Genomic DNA, 20448 nt, shown 5'->3' with positions numbered 1-20448 from the left:
ACATTGATCTGGATCAAGGCTGTTTGAAGTAGTCGGTCACATCATTCACGTCGTAGACCACCCTTCCCGCCACCTGCAACGGCACTATCCAACGAGGTAGCCAGGCCATGATTGATCAGACAGTCGTAGAACTGTCGCGGCTGCAATTCGCGCTGACCGCGATGTACCACTTCCTATTCGTACCGCTCACCCTCGGCCTGTCCTTCATGGTGGCCATCATGGAGAGCGTGTACGTGATGACCGGCAAGGAGATCTGGCGCAGGATGACCCTGTTCTGGGGCGTCCTGTTCGGCATCAACTTCGCCATGGGCGTTGCCACCGGCATCGTCATGGAATTCCAGTTCGGCATGAACTGGTCCTACTACAGCCACTACGTGGGTGACATCTTCGGTGCGCCACTGGCGATCGAAGGCCTGATGGCGTTCTTCCTGGAAGCGACCTTCGTCGGCCTGTTCTTCTTCGGCTGGAACCGCCTGAGCAAGGTCAAGCACCTGATGGTGACCTGGCTGATGGCGCTGGGGACCAACCTGTCGGCGATCTGGATCCTGGTGGCCAATGGCTGGATGCAGAACCCGACCGGCGCGGTGTTCAACCCGGAAACCATGCGCATGGAAGTGGTCGACTTCATGGCGGTGGTGTTCAACCCGGTGGCGCAGGCCAAGTTCGTGCACACCGTCAGCGCCGGCTACGTGACCGGTGCGGTGTTCGTGATGGCGATCAGCGCCCTGTTCCTGCTGCGCAACAAGCACAAGGACCTGGCCCGTCGTTCGTTTGCGGTGGCCGCGGCGTTCGGCCTGCTGTCATCGCTGTCGGTGGTCGTGCTGGGTGACGAGAGCGGTTACGCCGCCAGCGAACACCAGAAGATGAAGCTGGCCGCGATCGAGGCGATGTGGGAGACCGAGCGTGCGCCGGCCGACTTCACCGCCTTCGGCATCCCCAACCAGGAGACTCACCAGAACGACTACGCGGTGAAGATCCCCTACCTGATGGGCCTGATCGCCACCCGCTCGTTGAACCAGCCGATTCCCGGCATCCTGGAACTGGTCGAGCGCGCCGAACACCGCGTGCGTGGCGGCCAGCTGGCCTACGGTGCATTGGAACGCCTGCGCGCCAACAAGAACGACGTTGAAGCGCGCGAGATGTTCGACCGCCACTGGCAGGACCTGGGCCACGGCCTGCTGCTCAAGCGCTATCGCGATGACATCCTCAACGCCACCCCGCAGGAGATCTCGCAGGCGGCGATGGACACGGTGCCGCGCGTGATGCCGTTGTTCTGGACCTTCCGCGTGATGGCCGGCCTGGGCTTCTACCTGATCGCCTTCTTCGCACTGGCCTTCTACTACTCGTGCCGCAACAACTTCCAGGACAAGCGCTGGTTCCTCAAGCTGGCCCTGTGGACGCTGCCGGCACCGTGGATCGCGATCGAGTGCGGCTGGTTCGTGGCCGAGTATGGTCGCCAGCCGTGGGCGGTCGATGGCGTGCTGCCGACCTTCTATGCGGCGTCGGGCCTGGCCCTGCATGAAATCGTGCTGACCCTGGCCGGCTTCACTGCCATCTACACCGCGCTGATCGTGGTCGAGATCAAGCTGATGCTCAAGGCGATCCGCAAGGGTCCGGACGAGGTGCTGCCGTCGCTGCAGTCGCCCCAGCCGCATGCTTCCCACAATGCCTCGGCGCCGGCCGCCGGCCAGGCCTGAGGCAGGAGAACCAAGATGGATTTCATTCTTCTGGACTACACCACGCTGCGCGTGATCTGGTGGCTGCTGCTCGGCATCCTGCTGATCGGTTTCGCCGTGATGGATGGTTTCGACCTGGGCGTGGGCACCCTGCTGCCCTTCGTCGCCCGCAACGACGCTGAGCGCCGGCTGGTGATCAATACCATTGGTCCGGTCTGGGAAGGCAACCAGGTGTGGCTGATCCTGGGCGGCGGCGCGATCTTCGCCGCCTGGCCGCCGCTCTACGCGGTCAGCTTCTCCGGGTTCTACCTGGCGATGTTCGTGATCCTGTTCGCCCTGATCCTGCGTCCGGTCGGCTTCAAGTTCCGCAGCAAGATGCCCAGCGAGCGCTGGCGCAACACCTGGGACTGGGCGCTCTTCATCGGTGGCTTCATACCGGCGCTGATCATGGGCGTGGCGGTGGGCAACGTGGTGCTGGGCGTGCCGTTCCACTTCGATGACAGCATGCGCATCTTCTACACCGGCTCGTTCTTCGGCCTGCTGATGCCCTTCGCACTGCTGGCCGGCCTGCTCAGCGTGTCGATGCTGGTCGCCCACGGTGCCGCCATGCTGGTGCTGAAGACCGACGGCCCGGTGGCCGAGCGTGCGGCCCGCTTCGGCAGCATCGCCGCGATCATCGCTTTCGTGCTCTTTGCGGTCGGCGGCGCCTGGGTGGCCTTCGGCCTGCCGGGTTACCAGATCACTTCGCAGGTGGTCACCGACGGCGCCACCAATCCGCTGCTGAAGACCGCCGAACTCGGCGCCGCCGGTGGCTGGATGCGCAACTACAGCACGATGCCGGCCACGATCCTGGCCCCGCTGCTCGGCCTGGCCGGCCTGCTCGCCAGTGCGGTGCTGCTGCGTGCCCGCCGCGGCGGCCTGGCCTTCATTGCCTCCGGTGCGGCCATCGCCGGCATCATCCTGACCGTCGGCTTCGCCATCTTCCCGTTCCTGCTGCCGTCCTCGAGCCAGCCCACCTCCAGCCTGACCGTGTGGGATGCCTCGTCCAGCCACCTGACCCTGTGGATCATGCTGCTGGCCACGGCGGTGTTCCTGCCGATCATCCTCGCCTACACCACCTGGGTGTACCGCGTGCTGAAGGGCAAGACCACCACCGAAGAGATGGGCAACAACCCGAACGCGTATTGATTGCTTGCACGTGTGCCGACCAACGGTCGGCACCTACCCGGAATGAAGGAGACTGATCATGTGGTATTTCGCCTGGATTCTCGGTGCCGGCCTCGCCTCGACGGTGGCCATCCTCAACGGCATGTGGTTCGAAGCCCGCGAGCAGAACCGCATCGAGAAAGAAAATCGTCGCTGAGCTGTAAAAAAACCTTGCCGCCTTGGCCTTCACACGGTATCTTAGGCGGCTCCTTCGGGGTGTAGCTCAGTCTGGTAGAGCGCTACGTTCGGGACGTAGAGGTCGCAGGTTCGAATCCTGTCTCCCCGACCACTTCGGTGGTCGCATTGAAGCCTGGTGAAGTCGTCCAGGCTTTTTTGTTCCCTGAAGTGGCACTGCTTCGGCAGTGTGAAGAAAACAGCATTCACCCCTTGCCGCCATCGGGGTGAATCGCTAGAATAGGCGGCTCCCTTCGGGGTGTAGCTCAGTCTGGTAGAGCGCTACGTTCGGGACGTAGAGGTCGCAGGTTCGAATCCTGTCTCCCCGACCACTTCGGTGGTCACCAAGAAGCCTGGAAGACATCACTGTCCTCCGGGTTTTTTTGTATCAGGCACCTGCCCGCCCGCATGACGGGACCTTGCCGGAGCCCGCACGTACAATGGCCGCGCTGCCGGCCCGCCAGCAGCCCCTCCCCCACCTGCCGCTTCGGCGTAGACCGATGCCGGCGCTGCATGCCATTGCCCCGGCGTGCGACACCTGCAAGGACCACCGATGAGTTCCTCCCCTTCCGATTCGCCGTCGCTGCTGCACGGCCGCGTCCTCGCATTCGCCGCGATCCTGCTGGCAGCGATCAACCTGCGCACCGCGGTCACCTCGATCACTCCGCTGCTGGACGTGCTCGGCCAGCAGTTCGGTTTCGGTACCACCATGACCGGCGTGCTGGGCATGCTGCCGACCGCGTCGTTCGCACTGTTCGGCGTGGCCACGCCGGCACTGGCGCGGCGCCTCGGGCTGGAGCGCACCACGCTGCTGGCGATGGTGATGGCGATGGCCGGCCTGCTGCTGCGTTCCAGCGCCGGCAACGTCGGCACGCTGCTGTTGGGTTCGGTGGTGGCACTGGCCGGCATGGGCATCGGCAACGTGGTGGTGCCGCCGCTGGTGAAGCGCTATTTCGCCAACAAGGTCGGCACCATGAGCACGCTCTACATCAGCGTGCTGCAGCTGGGCACGATGCTGCCGGCACTGCTGGCGGTGCCGGTGGCCAACGCCGCAGGCTGGCGCGTGTCGCTGGGCATGTGGGCGCTGCTGGCGCTGGCTGCCGCACTGCCGTGGCTGGTGCTGGCCACGCGCGCGCCGAAGCCGCAGTCCGACGTGTCCGATCCGACCGCGCAGCCGCACGGCAAGGTCTGGCGCACGTCACTGGGCTGGAGCATGACGCTGATGTTCGGCATGACCTCGCTGATGACCTACTCGATGTTCACCTGGCTGCCGCGCATCGTGGTCGAGGCCGGTGGCACGCCCGCGTTCGGTGGCGTGATGGTCGCCGTGTTCTCGGCGCTGGGCCTGCTGCCATCGCTGGTCATTCCGTCGATGGCGGTGCGCATGCAGAACCCGTTCCCGCTGGTGCTGATCGGCTTTTTCTCGTTCGTGATCGCCTTCACCGGCCTGCTGCTGGCACCGATGAAGGCCCCCCTGCTGTGGGCCTGCCTGCTCGGCGTCGGCCCATCCACCTTCCCGCTGGCACTGACCCTGATCAACCTGCGCACCCGCACCCCGACCGGCTCGGCGGCGCTGTCCGGCTTCATGCAGGGCGTGGGCTACAGCTTCAGCTGCCTGGGCCCGTTCCTGGTCGGCTGGCTGCACACGGTCAGCGACGGCTGGACCCTCCCGTTCAGCTTCCTGTTCGGCTGCGCCGCCCTGATGCTGTGCGCCTCGTGGGTGGCCTGCAAGCCGCGCAAGCTGGAAGATCTCTGGTAAGCCACGTGGGGCCCGCAACCGGGCCCACCTACCATTCGTCAGCCCGTCTGCGCATTTTGACGCCGGGCTGACAATTCCGGGCGGATAGTGCCCACGAATGCCCATCCTTGCCGCGTGCCGGCATCGGGCATGGGGGCGGCAGCGCCGCCCGGGCCACCACTCGGTGTGCGGGGGACTTCGTTTCAGACAAGACATCGCAGGTCGCTGTCCGGGTTGTATCCGTCTTCGCTGGGCGGGAATGCACGAAGGGAGTGACGCGGGCCACGGCCACGCCAAAAGCTGGCATGTGATGTGCGTCACATTTTTCAGGTTGTCTGGTTCGGAAGCCAAGGGGGTCCCCAATGGTTGTCCACCGCCGGCTGGCGCTCTGCGTCGGCCTCGCCTGCACCGCCCTGGCCTGGGCCAGCAGCGCTGCCCCGCCCGACCGCGAAGCAGCGTTGGCCGAGATCGGCCGCTATCGAGACCAGGCGCGTTGGCTGGACGCCCTGGGCGCGATCGAGCGCGCCAGCCAACAGCAACCCAACGACGACCTGCTGTTCAAGCTGCGCGTATTGACGCTGGGCGACATCGGCAACGCCTGGCGTGCGTGGGAGCTGTACCAGCAGCGCCCGCAACTGTTCGACGCTGCGCAGAAACAGCGCCTGGAGGGCGACTACCTGGCCAAGCTGGTGGTCTGGAGCCTGGCCTACAGCAGCAGCGAGGACAGCCGCCTGGAAGAAGCCGAATCGACCCTGGCCCGCATGCAGCGCTACCTCGGCGGCGAAGGCACCCCGCCCTCGCAGGCACCACTGCGGATCCGCATGGACCGTCTGATCCTGCTCAACCGGCTGGGCCGCCATGCACAGGTCCGCGAGGAAGCGCGGGCACTGCAGGCCGAAGGCCACACCCTGCCCGACTACGTGCTGCCCGCAGTGGGCGATTCGTTGATGGGCACCCTGCACCCGGAAGAAGCCATCCCGGTGCTGCAGGCGGCCGTCGCTGGCGACCCGACGCGCGACGCCTCGCATTCGGAACTGGCTTACGCCTACCTGGAAAGCGAGCAGCAGGAAAAAGCCATCGACCTGCTGCAGGCATGGCGCGACAAGGAGCCGGCGTGGCGCTGGAGCAACGGCAAGTCGCCGTACGCGAACTGGTCGCGCTACGAGGCCGATCTCAACCTGGCGATGGTGCGCGCCTACAGCGGCGACCTGCACACCGCGCAGCACGACCTGGAGTCGATGGTCGAGATCGCACCCGGCAACGGCGGGCTGCAGAGTGCGCTGGGCAGCGTCTACATGATGCGCGGCTGGCCACGCCGGGCGCTGCAGCGCCAGCAGATGGCACACGCGCTCGATCCGCGGGACATCGAACCGCGGCTGGGCATGGAAGAGGCCTATGTCGCCCTGCAGCGCGACGACCTGGCGCGGCCGCTGCACGATGACCTGGTCGCACGCTACCCCACCCAGCCGGCAGTCGAACGCATGGACCAGGCCTGGCGCGCGCATCGCGGCTGGCAGCTGAAGGCATGGACCGACATCGGCCGCAGCTCCGGGGGCGGTGGTACTTCGCCCCTGGGCAACAACGACCGCCACTACGGCGTGGACGTGGAGACGCCGGTCCTTGATGACCGCTGGCGGTTGTTCGCCCTCGCCGACCGTCGCGTGACCGACTTCCAGGACCAGCGCATCGATCCCCTGTGGCTGGGTGCGGGCGTGCGTTACCGCTTCGGGCAGCTGGATGCGGAAGCGGCGGTCCTGCGCGCCAACGATCACATCGGCGACACCGGCCTGCGCGTCGGCGTCGGCTGGCAGTTCAACGATTCCTGGCACGCCGGCGTGGTGGTCGCACGCAATGACCCGGAGGCCTCGATGCAGGCGCGCGCGGCCGGCATCACCGCCGACAGCGTGAGCGCACAGGTGGACTACCGGCGCAGCGAGCTCACCCACTGGACGTTCGGCGCGAGCCGCTTCCGCTATGACGACGGCAACCACCGCGAGCTGTTCGGCACCAGCGTCCAACAGCGCCTGCTGACCCGCCCACGCTGGCTGGTCGATGGCCTGGCCAGTGCCTACACCAGTCGCGGCAGCCGCGATGATGCGCCCTACTTCAACCCGAAGCGCGACCGCATGGTCGAGATCGGCCTGCGCATCGACCAGCAGCTGTGGCGGCACTACGAGCGCCACTTCCGGCACCGGCTGACCGTCTCGCTGGGCGACTACTGGCAGGACGGCTTCGGCAGCGCGTTGGTGCCGTCGGTGTCCTACATGCACGAGTGGCAGCTGGGCCCTGGCCGCGTGTTCGAGTATGGCGTGCGGTGGTCACGACCGGTCTACGACGGCCATCGCGAGCGCCATATCGGCTTCGAAGCCGCATTGCGCTGGGGAGACTGACATGGCCCGCTTCCTGCGACTGATCGTGCTCCTGCTGCTGGCCTGCGTGCCACCGGCGTTCGCGCAGCAGCCCCTGCATCTTGATGCGATCGACAACGGCCTGCTGATCCTCAGCTACCACGACATCCGCGACAAGGTGGCCGCCAAGGGTGATGCCGATTCCTATGCGGTGAGCACGCAGAACTTCGCCGCGCACCTGGACTGGCTGGGCGCGCACGGCTACCACCCGGTTTCGCTGTCGCAGCTGATCGAGGCCTCGCAGGGCCGCGCCACGCTGCCTCCCAAGCCGGTGCTGCTGACCTTCGACGATGGCCTGCGCAGCGTCTACGACAAGGCGTTCCCGCTGCTGCAGGCCTACCACTACCCGGCCCTGGTGGCGGTGATCACCGATTACGTGGACATGGCACCGGGCCGCACCATCGACTACGGCTACCGCCCGTTCGGCCACGATGACTTCGTGACCTGGGCGCAGCTGAAGCAGATGCACGACAGTGGCCTGATCGAAGTGGCCAGCCATACCGACGACCTGCACCACGGCGTGCTTGCCAATCCGCAGGGAAACTCCACGCCCGCCGTGGTCACCCGCATCTACACCCCGGCCACGCGCAGCTACGAGAGCGGGACACAGTATGAGCAGCGCCTGCGCACTGATCTTTCGCGCAGCGTGCAGCGCATCCAGCAGCACCTGGGCGTGCGCCCGCGCGCCATCGTCTGGCCATATGCCGCGTACAACCAGTTGAGCAACGACATCGCCGAGCAGCTGGGCATGCCGGTTTCGTTCGACCTGGAAGGCCGTAGCACGCCAGTGGCCAGCGACCTGCACGGGCTGGCACGATTGCTGGTGAGCAACAACCCGACCGTGGAAGGCCTGGCCTACGAACTGCGCCGAGACGTGGCGCTCGATGGCATCCGCGCCCTGCAGATCGATCTGGATGATATGTATGACCCGGATCCAGCGCAGCAGGCACGCAATCTCGATGCATTGATCGAGCGGGTCAAGCGCATCGCGCCGACCCATGTCTATCTGCAGGCCTTTGCCGACCCGGACGGCAACAACACCGCCGATGCGCTGTATTTCCCGAACCGGCACATGCCGATGCGGGCGGACCTGTTCAGCCGCGTCGCCTGGCAGCTGAAATCCCGCGCGGGCGTGAAGGTCTACGCGTGGTTGCCAGTGCTCGGCTTCGAACTGCCCGACCCGGAGCAGCGCAAGGTGCTGGCGATCCGCAATGGGGATGCCGACGGCATGTACCGGTTGGATTTCACCAACCCGAAGGCCAGGCAGATCATGCTCGACATCTACGAGGACCTGGCGGTCAATTCCTACTTCGAAGGCCTGCTGTTCCATGACGACGGCTACCTGCGCGACACCGAGCTGCCCGCCCTGGCGGCCGGCGAAGATGGCAGCGCACGTACCCAGGCACTGATCGACTTCACCCTGGCCCTGCGCAACAGCGCGCAGCGCTGGCGGCCGAAACTGGCAACGGTGCGCAACCTGTATGCCGAGCCGGTACTCCGCCCGCAGAGCGAAGCCTGGTTCGCGCAGCGCCTGGACCTGTTCAACAAGGCCTACGACCAGACGGCGCTGATGGCGATGCCGTGGATGGAAGGCAGCAGGCACCCCGAGCGCTGGCTCGACCAGTTGCTGGCCGCGGTACGCGCGCACGACCCGCAGCTTCAGCACACGCTGTTCGAGCTGCAGACCGTCGATTGGCGCAGCGGGCAGCCGATTCCCGCCGGGCGCCTGCGTGCGCAGATCCGCCAGTTGCAGGCGCAGGGCGTGCACCACTTCGCCTGGTACCCCGATGACTTCATCGCCGACCAGCCCTCCACCCGCGATGCCCGCGCGGCAATGTCCGCCGGCAACTTCCCGTACCCGGAGAAGTGACGTGGACATGCATCCGCTGCTGCAGGTCCTGTTCCAGTTCGCCTTCTACTACCCGATGGTGATGGCGTTCTTCTGGATGTCCGGTGGCCTGTACTACTACTTCCGGCGCGAGCGTCACTCACGTCCGCGCAACGATCCGCCCTTGATGATCGCCCCTCCCTTCGCGACCTTGCTGGTGCCCTGCCACAACGAAGCAGAAAACCTGGACGACACGCTCACTGCGGCGCTGGCCCAGCGCTACCCCGCCGATTACGAAGTGATCGCCATCGACGATGGCAGCAGCGATGACACCGGCGCACGGCTGGATGCGCTGGCGGCAAGGCATCCACGGCTTCGCGTGCTGCACCTGGACCGCAACCTGGGCAAGGCCAATGCGCTGCGCATGGGCGCACTGGCCGCACGCTCGGAGTACCTGGTGTGCATCGATGGCGATGCGATGCTGGAAGAGCATGCACTGCACTGGATGGTCTGGCACCTGGTCAGTGGCAACCGGGTCGGTGCGGTCACCGGCAACCCGCGCATCCGCAACCGCTCCACCCTGCTCGGACGCCTGCAGGTGGCGGAATTCTCCTCGATCATCGGCATGATCAAGCGGGCACAGCGCGTGTATGGCCGCATCTTCACCATCTCCGGCGTGATCGCCGGCTTCCGCCGCACTGCCCTGCACCAGGTCGGCTGGTGGTCGGATGACATGGTGACCGAGGACATCGACATCAGCTGGCGCCTGCAGCGCGCGCACTGGGACATCCGCTACGAACCCAATGCGCTGTGCTTCATCCTGATGCCGGAGACGCTCAAGGGCCTCTGGCGGCAGCGCCTGCGCTGGGCCCAGGGCGGCGTGGAAGTGATGCTGCGCCACGCGCGCTCGCTGCTGCACTGGAAAGAGCGGCGCATGTGGGGCGTGCTGCTGGAGTACGTGTTGAGCGTGGTCTGGGCCTACACGATGCTGTTCATCGTGCTGCTGTGGGCACTGGGCAAGTTCATCGAGCTGCCGCCGCAGCTGCATATCGCCAGCCTGCTGCCGGAGTGGCATGGCGTGATCCTGGCGCTGGTCTGCCTGCTGCAGTTCGCCAGCAGCCTGATCATCGACCGGCGTTACGAAACACAGATTGGACGCAATTACTTCTGGGTCATCTGGTACCCGATGGCGTACTGGCTGATCAGCCTTTCCACCACCCTGGTGGCGCTGCCCAAGACGCTGCTGCGCCGTCGCAGCAAGCGCGCCACCTGGACCAGCCCTGACCGGGGGATCCGATGAACGCGCAACGCCCGTCCAACCGCTTCGACTCGCGGATGATCCGCAAGCCGCATCGCCAGCCACACTTCCAGCGCACGGCCTGGGGCTTCGTCACCCTGGCGTTCTGGGGCTTCTACTTCTATCTGTGGGCCCCCCTGGTAACCCTGCTCTCGTGGTTGATCGGTGGCCAGCTGGCCTGGCGGCAGCTCTACGAACGGCAGAACCAGTTCGACCCGTACGTGCTGGTCGCGCTGCCATTGATGCTGCTGTGCGCCAGCGTGCTGCTGATCGCCTGGGCCGAGTACAACCGCGCCCGCTTCCGTGGCCGCGAACGCCGCCTGCCGCGGCCCCTGGCCAGCCTCAACGAAGTGGCCGCCGATCTGGGCGCCAGCACCGGGCTGGCCGAACGCCTGATGGGCTGCAAGGCCGCCACGCTGCACATGGATGATCACGCACGGCCGGTCGGCATCCGCCGCGAGGTGGTGTAACCCCACGACCTGGTAGCTGCCGACCTTGGTCGGCACCGGAGCCTGGTAGCTGCCGACCTTGGTCGGCGCTTGGGCCTGGTAGCTGCCGGCCTTGGTCGGCACCGGGGTTTGCCGCGAAGAGCATCTACGCGCCGCGTGGATCCACTTATGTACGCGTCTGCCCTTCACCGCGCACGACAAATCGTTCAACGGTGAGGGCTTCCAAGCCCATCGGGCCGTAGGCGTGCAGGCGCGTGGTGGAAATACCGATCTCACTGCCCAGGCCCAGCTGGCCACCATCGGAGAAGCGCGACGAAGCGTTGACCATCACCACCGCCGAGCGCAGCGCGTTGACGAAGCGCTCGGCGTGGCCGGTGTCCTCGGTGGCGATCACTTCGGTGTGGTCGGAGGTATAGGTGCGGATGTGCGCGATGGCTGCATCAAGATCATCGACCACGCGCACCGCCAGCACCAGATCGAGGAACTCGGCGGCGTAATCCTCCTCGGTCGCCGCCGTGCTGCCCGGCAGCAACGGCTGCGCCTGCGCATCGGCGCGCAGCTGCACCCCACGCTCACCCAGCGCCTGCGCCACGCGCGGCAGGAACGCGTCAGCCACGGCGCGGTGCACCAGCAGCGTCTCCAGCGAATTGCACGCCGCCGGCCGGCTGCACTTGCCGTCCACCAGCAGGTCGATGGCCTTGCCGAGGTCGGCGCTGGCGTCCACGAACAGGTGGCACACCCCCTTGTAATGCTTGATCACCGGCACGCGCGCGTGCTCGGCCACGAAACGGATCAGGCCTTCGCCGCCACGCGGAATGGCCAGGTCGATCAGCTCATGCAGCTGCAGCAGTTCCAGCATCGCCTCGCGGCGCAGGTCGGTGAGCACGGTCACCGCCGCCGGCGGTACGCCGTTGGCCTTCAATGCACCGGCCAGCGCCTGGGCGATGGCGGTATTGGAGTGGATCGCTTCGGAACCACCGCGCAGGATCACGCCATTGCCGGCCTTCAGGCACAGCGCGGCGGCTTCGGCCGTCACGTTCGGGCGCGCCTCATAGATCATCGCGATCACGCCCAGCGGCACGCGCACCTTCTGCACGCGGATGCCGTTGGGACGCACGTCGTCGCGGGTGACCTGGCCGACCGGGTCAGGCAGCGCGGCCACCTCGCGTACCGCCTCGGCCATCGCGAACAGCCGCGGCGGGTCCAGTGCGAGGCGGTCGAGCATGGCACTGCCAACGCCCTTGTCGCGCGCGGCGGCGAGGTCGCGTGCGTTGCCGGCCAGGATCAGTCCGGCATTTACTTCCAGGGCCTGCGCCATCGCCAGCAGCAGCGTGCGTCGCGCCGCACTGTCCAGGCCGGCAACGATCTGCGCTGCATCACGGCAGGCGCGCGCCTGGGCTTCGATTTCGCTCATCGGGGTGTCCTTCAAACCGGTCATGGCAGCACCAGGTCGTCACGATGGACGACGCTGCCGCCGTAGTTGTAGCCCAGCACGGCCTGGATGTCGCGCGAATGATGGCCGGCGATCCGGCGCACGTCGTCGGCCGCGTACTGGCTGACGCCGCGGGCGACACAGACACGCCCCTGCGGTGCGATCCAGCACACCTGCACCATGTCGCCGCGCCGGAATGCCCCCTCGGCAGCGGTGATGCCGCCGGGCAGCAGCGAGGCGCCCTTCTCCCGCATCGCCTGTGCCGCACCGGCATCGACGACGATCGCGCCCTCGGCCAGCGGCGCGTGCCGCAGCCAGTGCTTGCGGGCAGCCTCGCGGCTGCGTGCGGCGTGGATGCGGGTGCCGAACAGGCGGTCCTGCGCCAGCGCGCGCACCACATCGCTGCTGCGGCCGTTGAACAGGTAGGTCTCGATGCCGAGGCGGCCCGCCTTGGCCGCCGCCTCCAGCTTGGTACGCATGCCGCCGGTGCCGGCGCGCGAGCCGGCGCCGCCGGCCATCGCCAGCACATCGTCACTCAGTTCCGGCACGTCGTGCAGTGGCCGCGCGTCGGCCACGGTGCGCGGATCTGCGCTGTACAGGCCGTCGATGTCGGTGGCGATGAACAGTGCATCGGCATCGACCAGCGCGGCCACGGTCGCGGCCAGGTTGTCGTTGTCACCGAGCTTGAGCTCGTCCACCGATACGGTGTCGTTCTCGTTGACCACCGGCAGCGCACCCAGCCGCAGCAGTTCGCTCAGCGTGGCGCGTGCATTGAGGTAGCGGCGGCGGTTGCGCAGGTCGTCGTGGGTCAGCAGCACCTGCGCCACCGGGCGCTCGAAGAAGCGCTGCCAGAGCCCGATCAGCTGCGCCTGGCCGAGCGCGGCCAGGGCCTGGCGCGCCGCCATCGCCGCACCGGGTTCATCGGCCCGCGGCAGGATCGCGCGCCCCGCCGCAACCGCGCCGGAGGAGACGATCACCACCTCGCGCCCAGCCAGTACGTTGGCGGATACAAACTGGGCCAGGCCCAGCGCGTGGCGTGGCGACAGGCCGCCACCATCGGCCGCCAGCAGGCTGCTGCCAACCTTCAGCACCGCACGCCGCCATGGCGGCAGCGCCTGTTGCGGGAACGGCGAAGCGACGGTGGCGGCGTGCAGGGTCATCGGTCAGGGCCTCAGCGGGTATTCCATTCGTGCACGGTCAGCTCGGAAGCGTGCATCGTCACCAGGGGATCGGTGGCGACGATGGCCCGCGCCTGTTCCAGGCTCTCGACATTGCACAGCACATAGGCGCCACCGCTGCCATCGGCGAAACCACCGGTCAGCTGCAGCTTTCCCTGTGCCTGCAACGCCTCGAGGAAATCGCGGTGCGGCTGCACCGCCGCATCGTTGAAGTCCGGCCGGCGCATCGCCATCACCAGATAGACAGTGCCCGCCATCAGGACAGCGCCTGCCAGCGTGCGCGCAGTTCGTCCAGGCGCAGATCGGCAGCCGAGCCCGGCGATACCCGCGCAGCCAGGCTGCCTTCCGGGGTACGTCCCTGCCCTGCGCTGTCGGCACCGGCTGCAGCGGCCTTGTAGGCCTCGCGGAACGGCACACCGGCCACCGCCGCTTCCACGGCGACGTCGGTGGCATACATGCCCGAATCGATCGCTGCGCGCAGCCTGTCGTCACGCCACTCCAGATTGGCCAGCAGCGCCGGCAGCAGTTCCAGCGCGGCCAGGCCACGGCCGAAGCCGTGGAAGATGGCGCCCTTGGACGACTGCAGGTCACGGTGATAACCCGAAGGCAGCGACAGCAGCTGCTCGATCTCGGTGCGCGCGGCGGCGACGCTGGCGTGGGTCGCACGCATCAGCTCGATCACGTCCGGGTTGCGCTTGTTGGGCATGATCGAACTGCCGGTGGTGTACTGCGCCGGCAGCGCGACGAAGCCGAACTCGGCGCTGGTGAACAGCGACAGGTCCCAGGCGATGCGGCGCAGGTCCAGCGTAGCGCCACCGAGTGCTTCCAGCGCGGCCAGCTCGAACTTGCCGCGCGACAGCTGTGCGTAGATCGGCGAGATCTGCATGCGCGCGAAACCGAGCGCGGCCGTGGTGTGCTCGCGGTCCAGCGGCAGGTTCACCCCGTAGCCGGCGGCGGTGCCGAGCGGATTGGCGTCGACCAGCGCATGGGTGTCACGGGCGCGGATGGCGTTGTCGATAAAGGCCTCGGCCCATCCGGCCCACCACATGCCAGCCGAAGAGACCACGGCGCGCTGGATATGGGTATAGCCGGGAATCGGCAGGTCCTTCTCGGCCTGCGCACGGTCCAGCGCGATCTTGGCCACGTCGGTGCTGAGCCCGGCCACGCGCAGCAGCTTCTCCTTCAGCCACAGGCGGGTGGCGACCAGGATCTGGTCATTGCGGCTGCGGCCGGTGTGGATCTTGCGGCCAGCGTCGCCGAGGCGTTCGGTCAAACGCGCTTCGATTGCTGAGTGACCGTCTTCGTACTGCGTATCCAGCACGAAGCGGCCTTCACGGAAATCCTGCGCCAGCACGTCGAGCTCGCGCAGCAGGCCTGCCAGCTCGTCGGCGCTGAGGATGCCGATGTGCTGCAGGCCCTGCGCATGCGCGGCGCTGGCAGCGATGTCATGCAGGAAGAACTCGCGGTCGAGGATCACGTCGTCGCCGGCGAGGAAGGTCTGGATCTGGGCGTCGACAGCGACGCCGGGCTTCTGCCAAAGAAGGTCTGCCATGGGGGCTCCGGAAGGCGTGTTCAGTGCGGGATCGACGTCAGTTCGTCGATGCCCAGCGCAAGGTTGAGGTTCTGCATGGCCTGGGTGGCCGCGCCCTTGAGCAGGTTGTCCAGGGTCGCCACCACCACCACCCGCTTTCCGCCCGGGGCCAGGGTGAAGCCACCGACCTGGGCACCGTGGCGGCCGGCGATGCGGCTGACCCACGGCGCTTCATCCACCACTTCGATCAGGGGTTCGCCGGCATAGGCCTGCTGGAAGCGCTCGACGATCTGTTCGCGGGTCTGCACGCGGTTCAGCCACAGGTTGGCGGTCAGCGTGATGCCGCGGAAATGCGGCGCGACGTGCGGCATGAACTCGACGGCCACGCCCAGCTGCACCGACACCTCGCGCTCGTGCACGTGGTTGGTCAGCGCATACGGCATCAGGTTGTCGGCCAGCAGTTCGACGTTGTTCTTGTCCGACGGCGTGGTACCGGCACCGGAGTAGCCGGAGACACCGAAGCACTGCGGCGGGCCGGCCAGCAGGTCCAGCAGCGGATGCACCGCCAGCTGCATCGCCGTGGCATAGCAGCCCGGGTTGCTGATGTGCTTCTGGCCGTTGTAGCGGCCGCGGGTCAGCTCCGGCAGGCCGTAATACCAGCTGTTGTCGAAGCGGTAGTCGGCCGAGAGATCGACGATGACGGTGTCCGGCTTGGCGGCTTCAAGCGCGGCCACGAACGGTGCGGCCAGGCCGTTGGGCAGGGCCAGGATCACCGCGTCCACGGCTTTGGCGGCCACCGCGTCGGCATCCAGGTTCTCGTACTGCAGCTCGCCCTGGAATTCCGGGTGGTGGTCGGACAGGCGCTGCCCGGCGCGCTCGCGCGAGGAGACGAAGGCCAGTTCCAGGCGCGGATGGGCGGCCACCAGCTTGATCAGCTCGGCGCCGGTATGGCCGCGGGCCCCGACGATGCCCAGGGTGAAAGTCGAATCGTTCATGCGTGGCTGTCCAGGCGGTACTGCAGGTGGCGCTTCACGCCCTGCCATTCCGCATCGATGATGGAGAAGATGACGGTGTCGCGCGGCGTGCCGTCGGCGTGCCGCTTGTGGTTGCGCAGCACGCCATCCTGCTTGGCGCCGAGGCGTGCGATGGCGGTGCGCGAGGTGAAGTTGAACCAGCTGGTCTCGAACACGACGCTCAGGCACTGCAACCGCTCGAACGCGTGGCTGAGCAGCATCAGCTTGGTCTCGGTGTTGACCCCGGTGCGTTGCGCAGACTCGCCATACCAGGTGTAACCGATACTCAGGCGCGGCACGTCCGCTTGCAGATCGTAGTAGCGGGTGGTGCCGACAATCTGGTCGTTGGCATCGAACACCACGAACGGCAGCACCCTGCCTTCGGCCTGCGCCTGCAGCGCTGCCTGCACGTAGCCGGCCATGGTCTTCGCATCGGGCACCTGGGTGTACCAGAGCCTGGACAACGCGCCATCGCCAAGCGCGCCGCGCAGGCCATCGATATGCCCCATCTGCAGCGGCTCCAGCCGCGCATGGGTGCCCGCCAGCGTAGGGACCTTGGTCCAGTCGGCATGGTTCATGTGTTCAGCCCTGCAGGCTCGGCGCGCGCCGGGCGCAATGGTCGACATAGGTCTTGATCCGGTCGATGCCGTCGGCGCCGAACCAGAACACCTTCCAGTGGTCCTGCTTGTAGCAGCCGTCGGATTCAGCGTAATAGAAGTGGTTGATCGGATTGCCATGGCGCGAACGCCAGAACAGCTGCGGGGTTTCCTCCAGCATCACGTTCCAGACCGCGCGGCCCAGGCCCTCGCCCTGCGCATCGTCGAGCACGGCGAACTTGTCCAGGTACACGCCCTCGGCCTCGTCGGTGAGGATCACCGCGGTGCGGTAGTTCTCGCTGACGTAGGCGCGCAGCAGCTTCGTCTTTTCGAAGTACTCCGGCACCAGGGTGCGGCCGAAGCTGGATTCGATCAGGCCCTTCAGGCGCGGCAGGTCCAGCGCGTTCCAGGCGGTGGCGCGCAGCACCTTCTCGCCCTTGCGCACCAGCGTGCCCGACCCCTTGTGGGTGAACAGTTCCTTGGCCAGGTCGGCCGGGCGCGTGATCGACACCGACGATTCCAGCGGCAGGCGATCGAGCAGATCCTTGATCTGTTCGATCTTCACCTTCATGCCGCCGTGGATCCACGGCTGCGCGATCAGGTGGTCGTACTCGGTGGACAGGTTGATCGAATCGATCACGTTGCCCTGCTCGTCCAGCAGGCCGCCAGTGCCGGTCAGGAAGATGATCTTGTATGGCTGCAGTTCCTGCACCAGCTCGTTGGCGGCGAAGTCGGCGTTGACGTTGAGGATCTGGCCGCCAGCGGTCTCGCCCAGGCTGGTGATGACCGGGATCGACCCGGCACGCAGGCTGGCCTCGATCGGTGCCAGGTTGACCTTCTTCACCTCGCCGACCAGGCCGTAGGTGTCCACGTCCAGGTACTCGGCCTCGAACACGCCGCCGGTGATCGAGGTGGCGCGCGCGCCGTTCTGCTGCAGCGCCTCGACCAGGCGCAGGTTGGACTGCTGGAACACCCGGCGCACGATCGCCAGCGCTTCCGGCGACGTCACGCGCAGGCCGTTGACGGTCTGCTTCTCGATGCCGGCGGCCGACAGTTCGGCATCCAGCTGCGGGCCGGCACCGTGCAGCACGATCGGGGTCAGCCCGACTTCCTGCAGGAACGACAGCGAAGAGGTCAGCGCGTCGAGGTCGTCGCGCAGCACCGCGCCGCCGACCTTGACCACGGCGAAGCGCTTGGCGTCCAGCTGCGAGAAGCGCTTGAGGTACTGGCTGATCTCCTTCGCGCTGGCCATGCTGGAAAGCAGGCGCACGATGGTCTGGCGGGTCTGGCGGTGGGGCTGGAGGGCAGGAGACATTTCGGTTTCGTCACAGGCGGCGGTCGCCGCGTTGCAGTTCCACCCGGCCAGGGCCGGGCGGCGTTGTAGGGTCGATCAGGCGCCGGCGGCGATGATGCGATGCACGGCGTCGGTGTAGCGCTGCAGCTGCTCCAGCGTCACGAACTCATCAGCGGTGTGGGCCTGGGCGATGTCGCCCGGGCCGAACACCAGCGTGGTGTAGCCACCGGCGGAGAACAGCGAGGCCTCGGTCCAGAAGTCCACCGCGTTGCCGATCGGCAGCTCCAGCGCATCGGCCACATCGCGCGCCAGCAGGCGGCGGTTCTCGGCCTCGGCGATGTCACCGGCCGGCAGGCTGGGGCCACGGAACGTTTCGGTGAAAACGGCGGCTTCCGGTTCGGCGAAACCGGCGAAGGTCGCCAGCAGGCCATCGATGTCCATCGACGGCAGCGGGCGGAACCCGAAGCGCACCTCAGCAGCCGGTGCGATCATGTTGGCCTTGATCCCGCCTTCGACGCGACCGATGTTGAAGCGCAGCCCGGTCAGCCCGCCGAAGCGGGCCGAGGCCAGCGATTCCACATGGTCCAGTGCACGGTTGCCCCAGCGCATGGCCTGGTGCAGCGCGCTGGCGGCCGCGTCCTGCTTGCCGGACGCATGGCCGGCGCGGCCGGCGAACTGCATCAGCACCGAGCTGATGCCACGATGCGCCAGCACCGCTTCACTCATGGTCGGCTCGGCCACCAGCACCGCTTCATACGGCAGGCCACGGGCCAGGAACGCGGCGATACAGCGCGGATCGTTGGCTTCCTCGTCGCTGGAGAACAGGAAGGCGGCATCGCCATCGCTGGCATTGGCCGCCGCCACCAGCGCAGCGGCGGCGCCCTTGATGTCACACACGCCCAGGCCGACCACGCGGTCGTCCAGGCGGCGCATCACATGCGGGTCGGCACTCCAGTGCGGCGAGTCCGGCACGGTGTCCAGGTGCACGTTGAACAGATACTTCGGCGTCCCGCGCACGGCGTACAGGCTGACTGCGCCCGCGCCATGGTCGATCACCTCGACGTTGAAGCCGGGCAGGTTGTCGCGCAGGTAATCGAAGATGCCACCGGTGGTGATCGCACGCGGCGGGTTGCGGGTGTCGAAGGACACCAGGGCCTGCAGGTGATCGAGCGTCTGTTCAAGCATGTGTCTGAATATCCGTAGGGTTCGAAATCGGTAGTGCCGGCCGCTGGCCGGCTCCGCAATGATCCAGCCGTGCCACGAGCCGGCCAGCGGCCGGCACTACCCTCCATCGACGTTGCGAGGCGCCGGCCAGCGGCCGGCACCCCGTCACAGGTCAACCGCGGTTGACCTGCGCGTAAACGGTGGAGCTCATGCCGAACAGCTTGATGAAGCCTTCAGCCTCCTCCACGCCCCAGTCGGCCGACTGCGCGTAGGTGGCGCCCTTGGTGTTGAGCAGGTGCGGCGACTTCACGGCCACCGCATCGACGCGGCCACCACGGGTTTCCAGCACCACTTCGCCGTTGACCTTGGCCTGCGAGGACTTCAGGAAGGCTTCGATGTCGGTCTTCAGCGGGTCGTGGTAGAAGCCTTCGTACACCAGCTCCACCCACTTGCGCGCCACGTCCGGCTTGAAGCGGTTCTGCTGCTTGGTCAGCACCGCATCTTCCAGCGCACGGTGTGCGGCCAGCAGCGAAACCAGGCCCGGGGCCTCGAACACGATGCGGCCCTTCAGGCCGATCACGGTGTCGCCGGTGTAGACGCCGCGGCCCACGCCGTACGGCGCGAACAGCTTGTTGAGCTGGGCCAGGATCTGGTCGCCCGGCAGCGCCTTGCCGTCCAGTTCGACGGCTTCGCCTTCAACGAACTTCAGGGTCACGGTCAGGGCCTGCTCCGGCCACTCGCTGCGCGGTGCGCACCAGCCACGCGCGCCCTCGCCCGGAGCTTCCCAACGGTCGATCTCGCCGCCGGACATGGTCAGGCCCAGCAGGTTCTCGTTGATGGTGTAGGCCTGCTGCTTGGCGCGCACGCCGAAGCCACGCTCTTCCAGGTACTTCTGCTCGTAGGCGCGGGTCTGGGTGTGTTCCTTCTGGATCTCGCGGATCGGCGCGATGATCTGGTAGTCGCCCAGCGCCTTCACGGCCAGGTCGAAGCGGACCTGGTCGTTGCCCATGCCGGTGCAACCGTGGGCGATGATGTTGGTGCCCAGCTCGGCAGCACGCTTCAGCGCGGCATCGACGATCAGGTAGCGGTCCGAGACCAGCAGCGGGTACTGGCCCTGGTAGCCTTCGCCGGCCCACACGAACGGCTTGACGAAGCCTTCCCAGATGGCCGGGCCACCGTTGACGGTAAGGTGGCTCGCCACGCCCAGTTCGGCGGCGCGCTTCTCGATGAAGTCACGCTCTTCATCATCGACGCCGCCGGTGTCGGCGAACACGGTGTGCACGTTGTAGCCGCGCTCCTGCAGGTACGGCACGCAGAAGCTGGTATCCAGGCCGCCGGAGAAGGCGAGAACGACGTCTTTGTTGCTCATGGGGGTCAGGTCCACTTGGGGGATGGGAATTCGGTAGAGCCGACCGTTGGTCGGCTGGAATATTGGATGCGCCACTGCGGGAGCAGCCGACCAAC

17 protein-coding genes and 2 tRNA genes are annotated in these 20448 nt (G+C 67.0%); 10 read left to right on the top strand and 9 right to left on the bottom strand.

Going from position 1 to position 20448, the window contains the following annotated elements; genetic code table 11:
* Window positions 1–107: 107 nt before the first annotated feature.
* The 10 genes from AC5P56_RS06630 (at window position 108) to pgaD (ending at window position 10797) form a co-directional block, all read left to right on the top strand.
* Complete coding sequence (locus AC5P56_RS06630; RefSeq protein WP_005410352.1) at window positions 108–1697, top strand: cytochrome ubiquinol oxidase subunit I; 1590 nt, start codon at window positions 108–110, stop codon at window positions 1695–1697.
* Window positions 1698–1712: 15 nt separating this feature from the next.
* The gene (cydB, locus tag AC5P56_RS06625; protein WP_014647773.1) at window positions 1713–2864 is read left to right on the top strand and encodes a cytochrome d ubiquinol oxidase subunit II; all 1152 of its coding nucleotides are present in this window, start codon (window positions 1713–1715) and stop codon (window positions 2862–2864) included.
* 58 nt (window positions 2865–2922) lie between these two features.
* Complete coding sequence (cydX, locus tag AC5P56_RS06620) at window positions 2923–3039, top strand: cytochrome bd-I oxidase subunit CydX (RefSeq protein ID WP_005410354.1); 117 nt, start codon at window positions 2923–2925, stop codon at window positions 3037–3039.
* Window positions 3040–3094: 55 nt separating this feature from the next.
* A tRNA-Pro gene (locus AC5P56_RS06615) sits at window positions 3095–3171 on the top strand.
* A gap of 140 nt (window positions 3172–3311) precedes the next feature.
* Window positions 3312–3388 (top strand) — tRNA-Pro (locus AC5P56_RS06610).
* A gap of 221 nt (window positions 3389–3609) precedes the next feature.
* Window positions 3610–4815, top strand: coding sequence for a CynX/NimT family MFS transporter (locus AC5P56_RS06605; protein WP_032956113.1), 1206 nt, complete (start codon window positions 3610–3612; stop codon window positions 4813–4815).
* 341 nt (window positions 4816–5156) lie between these two features.
* Window positions 5157–7184, top strand: a complete 2028-nt coding sequence (gene pgaA / locus AC5P56_RS06600; RefSeq protein WP_032956114.1) for a poly-beta-1,6 N-acetyl-D-glucosamine export porin PgaA — start codon at window positions 5157–5159, stop codon at window positions 7182–7184.
* Window position 7185: 1 nt separating this feature from the next.
* Window positions 7186–9072 carry a poly-beta-1,6-N-acetyl-D-glucosamine N-deacetylase PgaB gene (pgaB, locus tag AC5P56_RS06595; protein WP_075076327.1) on the top strand — a complete coding sequence of 629 codons (1887 nt, stop codon included), beginning with the start codon at window positions 7186–7188 and terminating at the stop codon, window positions 9070–9072.
* 7 nt (window positions 9073–9079) lie between these two features.
* The gene (pgaC, locus tag AC5P56_RS06590; RefSeq protein WP_172412062.1) at window positions 9080–10330 is read left to right on the top strand and encodes a poly-beta-1,6-N-acetyl-D-glucosamine synthase; all 1251 of its coding nucleotides are present in this window, start codon (window positions 9080–9082) and stop codon (window positions 10328–10330) included.
* Complete coding sequence (gene pgaD / locus AC5P56_RS06585) at window positions 10327–10797, top strand: poly-beta-1,6-N-acetyl-D-glucosamine biosynthesis protein PgaD (protein WP_014647778.1); 471 nt, start codon at window positions 10327–10329, stop codon at window positions 10795–10797. The genes pgaC and pgaD overlap by 4 nt, the downstream gene beginning before the upstream one ends.
* Before the next feature lie 145 nt (window positions 10798–10942).
* Here the strand turns inward: pgaD and AC5P56_RS06580 are convergent, their stop codons facing one another.
* From AC5P56_RS06580 to AC5P56_RS06540, 9 genes are all read right to left on the bottom strand, one after another.
* Window positions 10943–12214, bottom strand: a complete 1272-nt coding sequence (locus AC5P56_RS06580) for a glutamate-5-semialdehyde dehydrogenase (protein ID WP_014647779.1) — start codon at window positions 12212–12214, stop codon at window positions 10943–10945.
* Window positions 12211–13368 (bottom strand): glutamate 5-kinase, encoded by a 1158-nt coding sequence (proB, locus tag AC5P56_RS06575; RefSeq protein WP_014647780.1) that lies wholly within the window; start codon window positions 13366–13368, stop codon window positions 12211–12213. Before proB ends, AC5P56_RS06580 begins: the two co-directional genes overlap by 4 nt.
* Window positions 13369–13379: 11 nt before the next feature.
* The gene (locus AC5P56_RS06570; RefSeq protein WP_014647781.1) at window positions 13380–13643 is read right to left on the bottom strand and encodes a YciI family protein; all 264 of its coding nucleotides are present in this window, start codon (window positions 13641–13643) and stop codon (window positions 13380–13382) included.
* Window positions 13643–14938 (bottom strand): argininosuccinate lyase, encoded by a 1296-nt coding sequence (gene argH, locus AC5P56_RS06565; protein WP_014647782.1) that lies wholly within the window; start codon window positions 14936–14938, stop codon window positions 13643–13645. Before argH ends, AC5P56_RS06570 begins: the two co-directional genes overlap by 1 nt.
* Window positions 14939–14958: 20 nt before the next feature.
* On the bottom strand, window positions 14959–15912 hold the full coding sequence (gene argC, locus AC5P56_RS06560; RefSeq protein ID WP_046431732.1) for an N-acetyl-gamma-glutamyl-phosphate reductase: 954 nt from the start codon (window positions 15910–15912) through the stop codon (window positions 14959–14961).
* Complete coding sequence (locus AC5P56_RS06555) at window positions 15909–16508, bottom strand: GNAT family N-acetyltransferase (protein WP_014647784.1); 600 nt, start codon at window positions 16506–16508, stop codon at window positions 15909–15911. The genes argC and AC5P56_RS06555 overlap by 4 nt, the downstream gene beginning before the upstream one ends.
* A gap of 4 nt (window positions 16509–16512) precedes the next feature.
* A complete protein-coding gene (locus tag AC5P56_RS06550) occupies window positions 16513–17841 on the bottom strand; it encodes an acetylglutamate kinase (RefSeq protein ID WP_049406136.1) in 1329 nt (442 codons plus the stop codon).
* Between the two features lie 75 nt (window positions 17842–17916).
* Window positions 17917–19005, bottom strand: coding sequence for an acetylornithine deacetylase (locus AC5P56_RS06545; protein WP_014647786.1), 1089 nt, complete (start codon window positions 19003–19005; stop codon window positions 17917–17919).
* Between the two features lie 151 nt (window positions 19006–19156).
* Window positions 19157–20353, bottom strand: a complete 1197-nt coding sequence (locus AC5P56_RS06540; protein WP_014647787.1) for an argininosuccinate synthase — start codon at window positions 20351–20353, stop codon at window positions 19157–19159.
* Window positions 20354–20448 lie beyond the last annotated feature (95 nt).

The sequence above is a fragment of the Stenotrophomonas sp. YJH_SMC_131 genome, from assembly GCF_059367975.1.
This window is presented reverse-complemented; position numbering and strand designations above follow the sequence as displayed.

Excerpts from the sequence above, each read along its gene's own strand:
- proB (WP_014647780.1), bottom strand. The coding sequence starts at position 13,368 with ATGACCCTGCACGCCGCCACCGTCGCTTCGCCGTTCCCGCAACAGGCG.
- AC5P56_RS06605 (WP_032956113.1), top strand. The coding sequence starts at position 3,610 with ATGAGTTCCTCCCCTTCCGATTCGCCGTCGCTGCTGCACGGCCGCGTC.
- argC (WP_046431732.1), bottom strand. The coding sequence starts at position 15,912 with ATGAACGATTCGACTTTCACCCTGGGCATCGTCGGGGCCCGCGGCCAT.
- AC5P56_RS06630 (WP_005410352.1), top strand. The coding sequence starts at position 108 with ATGATTGATCAGACAGTCGTAGAACTGTCGCGGCTGCAATTCGCGCTG.
- AC5P56_RS06540 (WP_014647787.1), bottom strand. The coding sequence starts at position 20,353 with ATGAGCAACAAAGACGTCGTTCTCGCCTTCTCCGGCGGCCTGGATACC.
- AC5P56_RS06545 (WP_014647786.1), bottom strand. The coding sequence starts at position 19,005 with ATGCTTGAACAGACGCTCGATCACCTGCAGGCCCTGGTGTCCTTCGAC.
- cydB (WP_014647773.1), top strand. The coding sequence starts at position 1,713 with ATGGATTTCATTCTTCTGGACTACACCACGCTGCGCGTGATCTGGTGG.
- AC5P56_RS06550 (WP_049406136.1), bottom strand. The coding sequence starts at position 17,841 with ATGTCTCCTGCCCTCCAGCCCCACCGCCAGACCCGCCAGACCATCGTG.
- pgaD (WP_014647778.1), top strand. The coding sequence starts at position 10,327 with ATGAACGCGCAACGCCCGTCCAACCGCTTCGACTCGCGGATGATCCGC.
- AC5P56_RS06580 (WP_014647779.1), bottom strand. The coding sequence starts at position 12,214 with ATGACCGGTTTGAAGGACACCCCGATGAGCGAAATCGAAGCCCAGGCG.
- AC5P56_RS06555 (WP_014647784.1), bottom strand. The coding sequence starts at position 16,508 with ATGAACCATGCCGACTGGACCAAGGTCCCTACGCTGGCGGGCACCCAT.
- cydX (WP_005410354.1), top strand. The coding sequence starts at position 2,923 with ATGTGGTATTTCGCCTGGATTCTCGGTGCCGGCCTCGCCTCGACGGTG.
- pgaA (WP_032956114.1), top strand. The coding sequence starts at position 5,157 with ATGGTTGTCCACCGCCGGCTGGCGCTCTGCGTCGGCCTCGCCTGCACC.
- AC5P56_RS06570 (WP_014647781.1), bottom strand. The coding sequence starts at position 13,643 with ATGGCGGGCACTGTCTATCTGGTGATGGCGATGCGCCGGCCGGACTTC.
- pgaB (WP_075076327.1), top strand. The coding sequence starts at position 7,186 with ATGGCCCGCTTCCTGCGACTGATCGTGCTCCTGCTGCTGGCCTGCGTG.
- argH (WP_014647782.1), bottom strand. The coding sequence starts at position 14,938 with ATGGCAGACCTTCTTTGGCAGAAGCCCGGCGTCGCTGTCGACGCCCAG.
- pgaC (WP_172412062.1), top strand. The coding sequence starts at position 9,080 with ATGCATCCGCTGCTGCAGGTCCTGTTCCAGTTCGCCTTCTACTACCCG.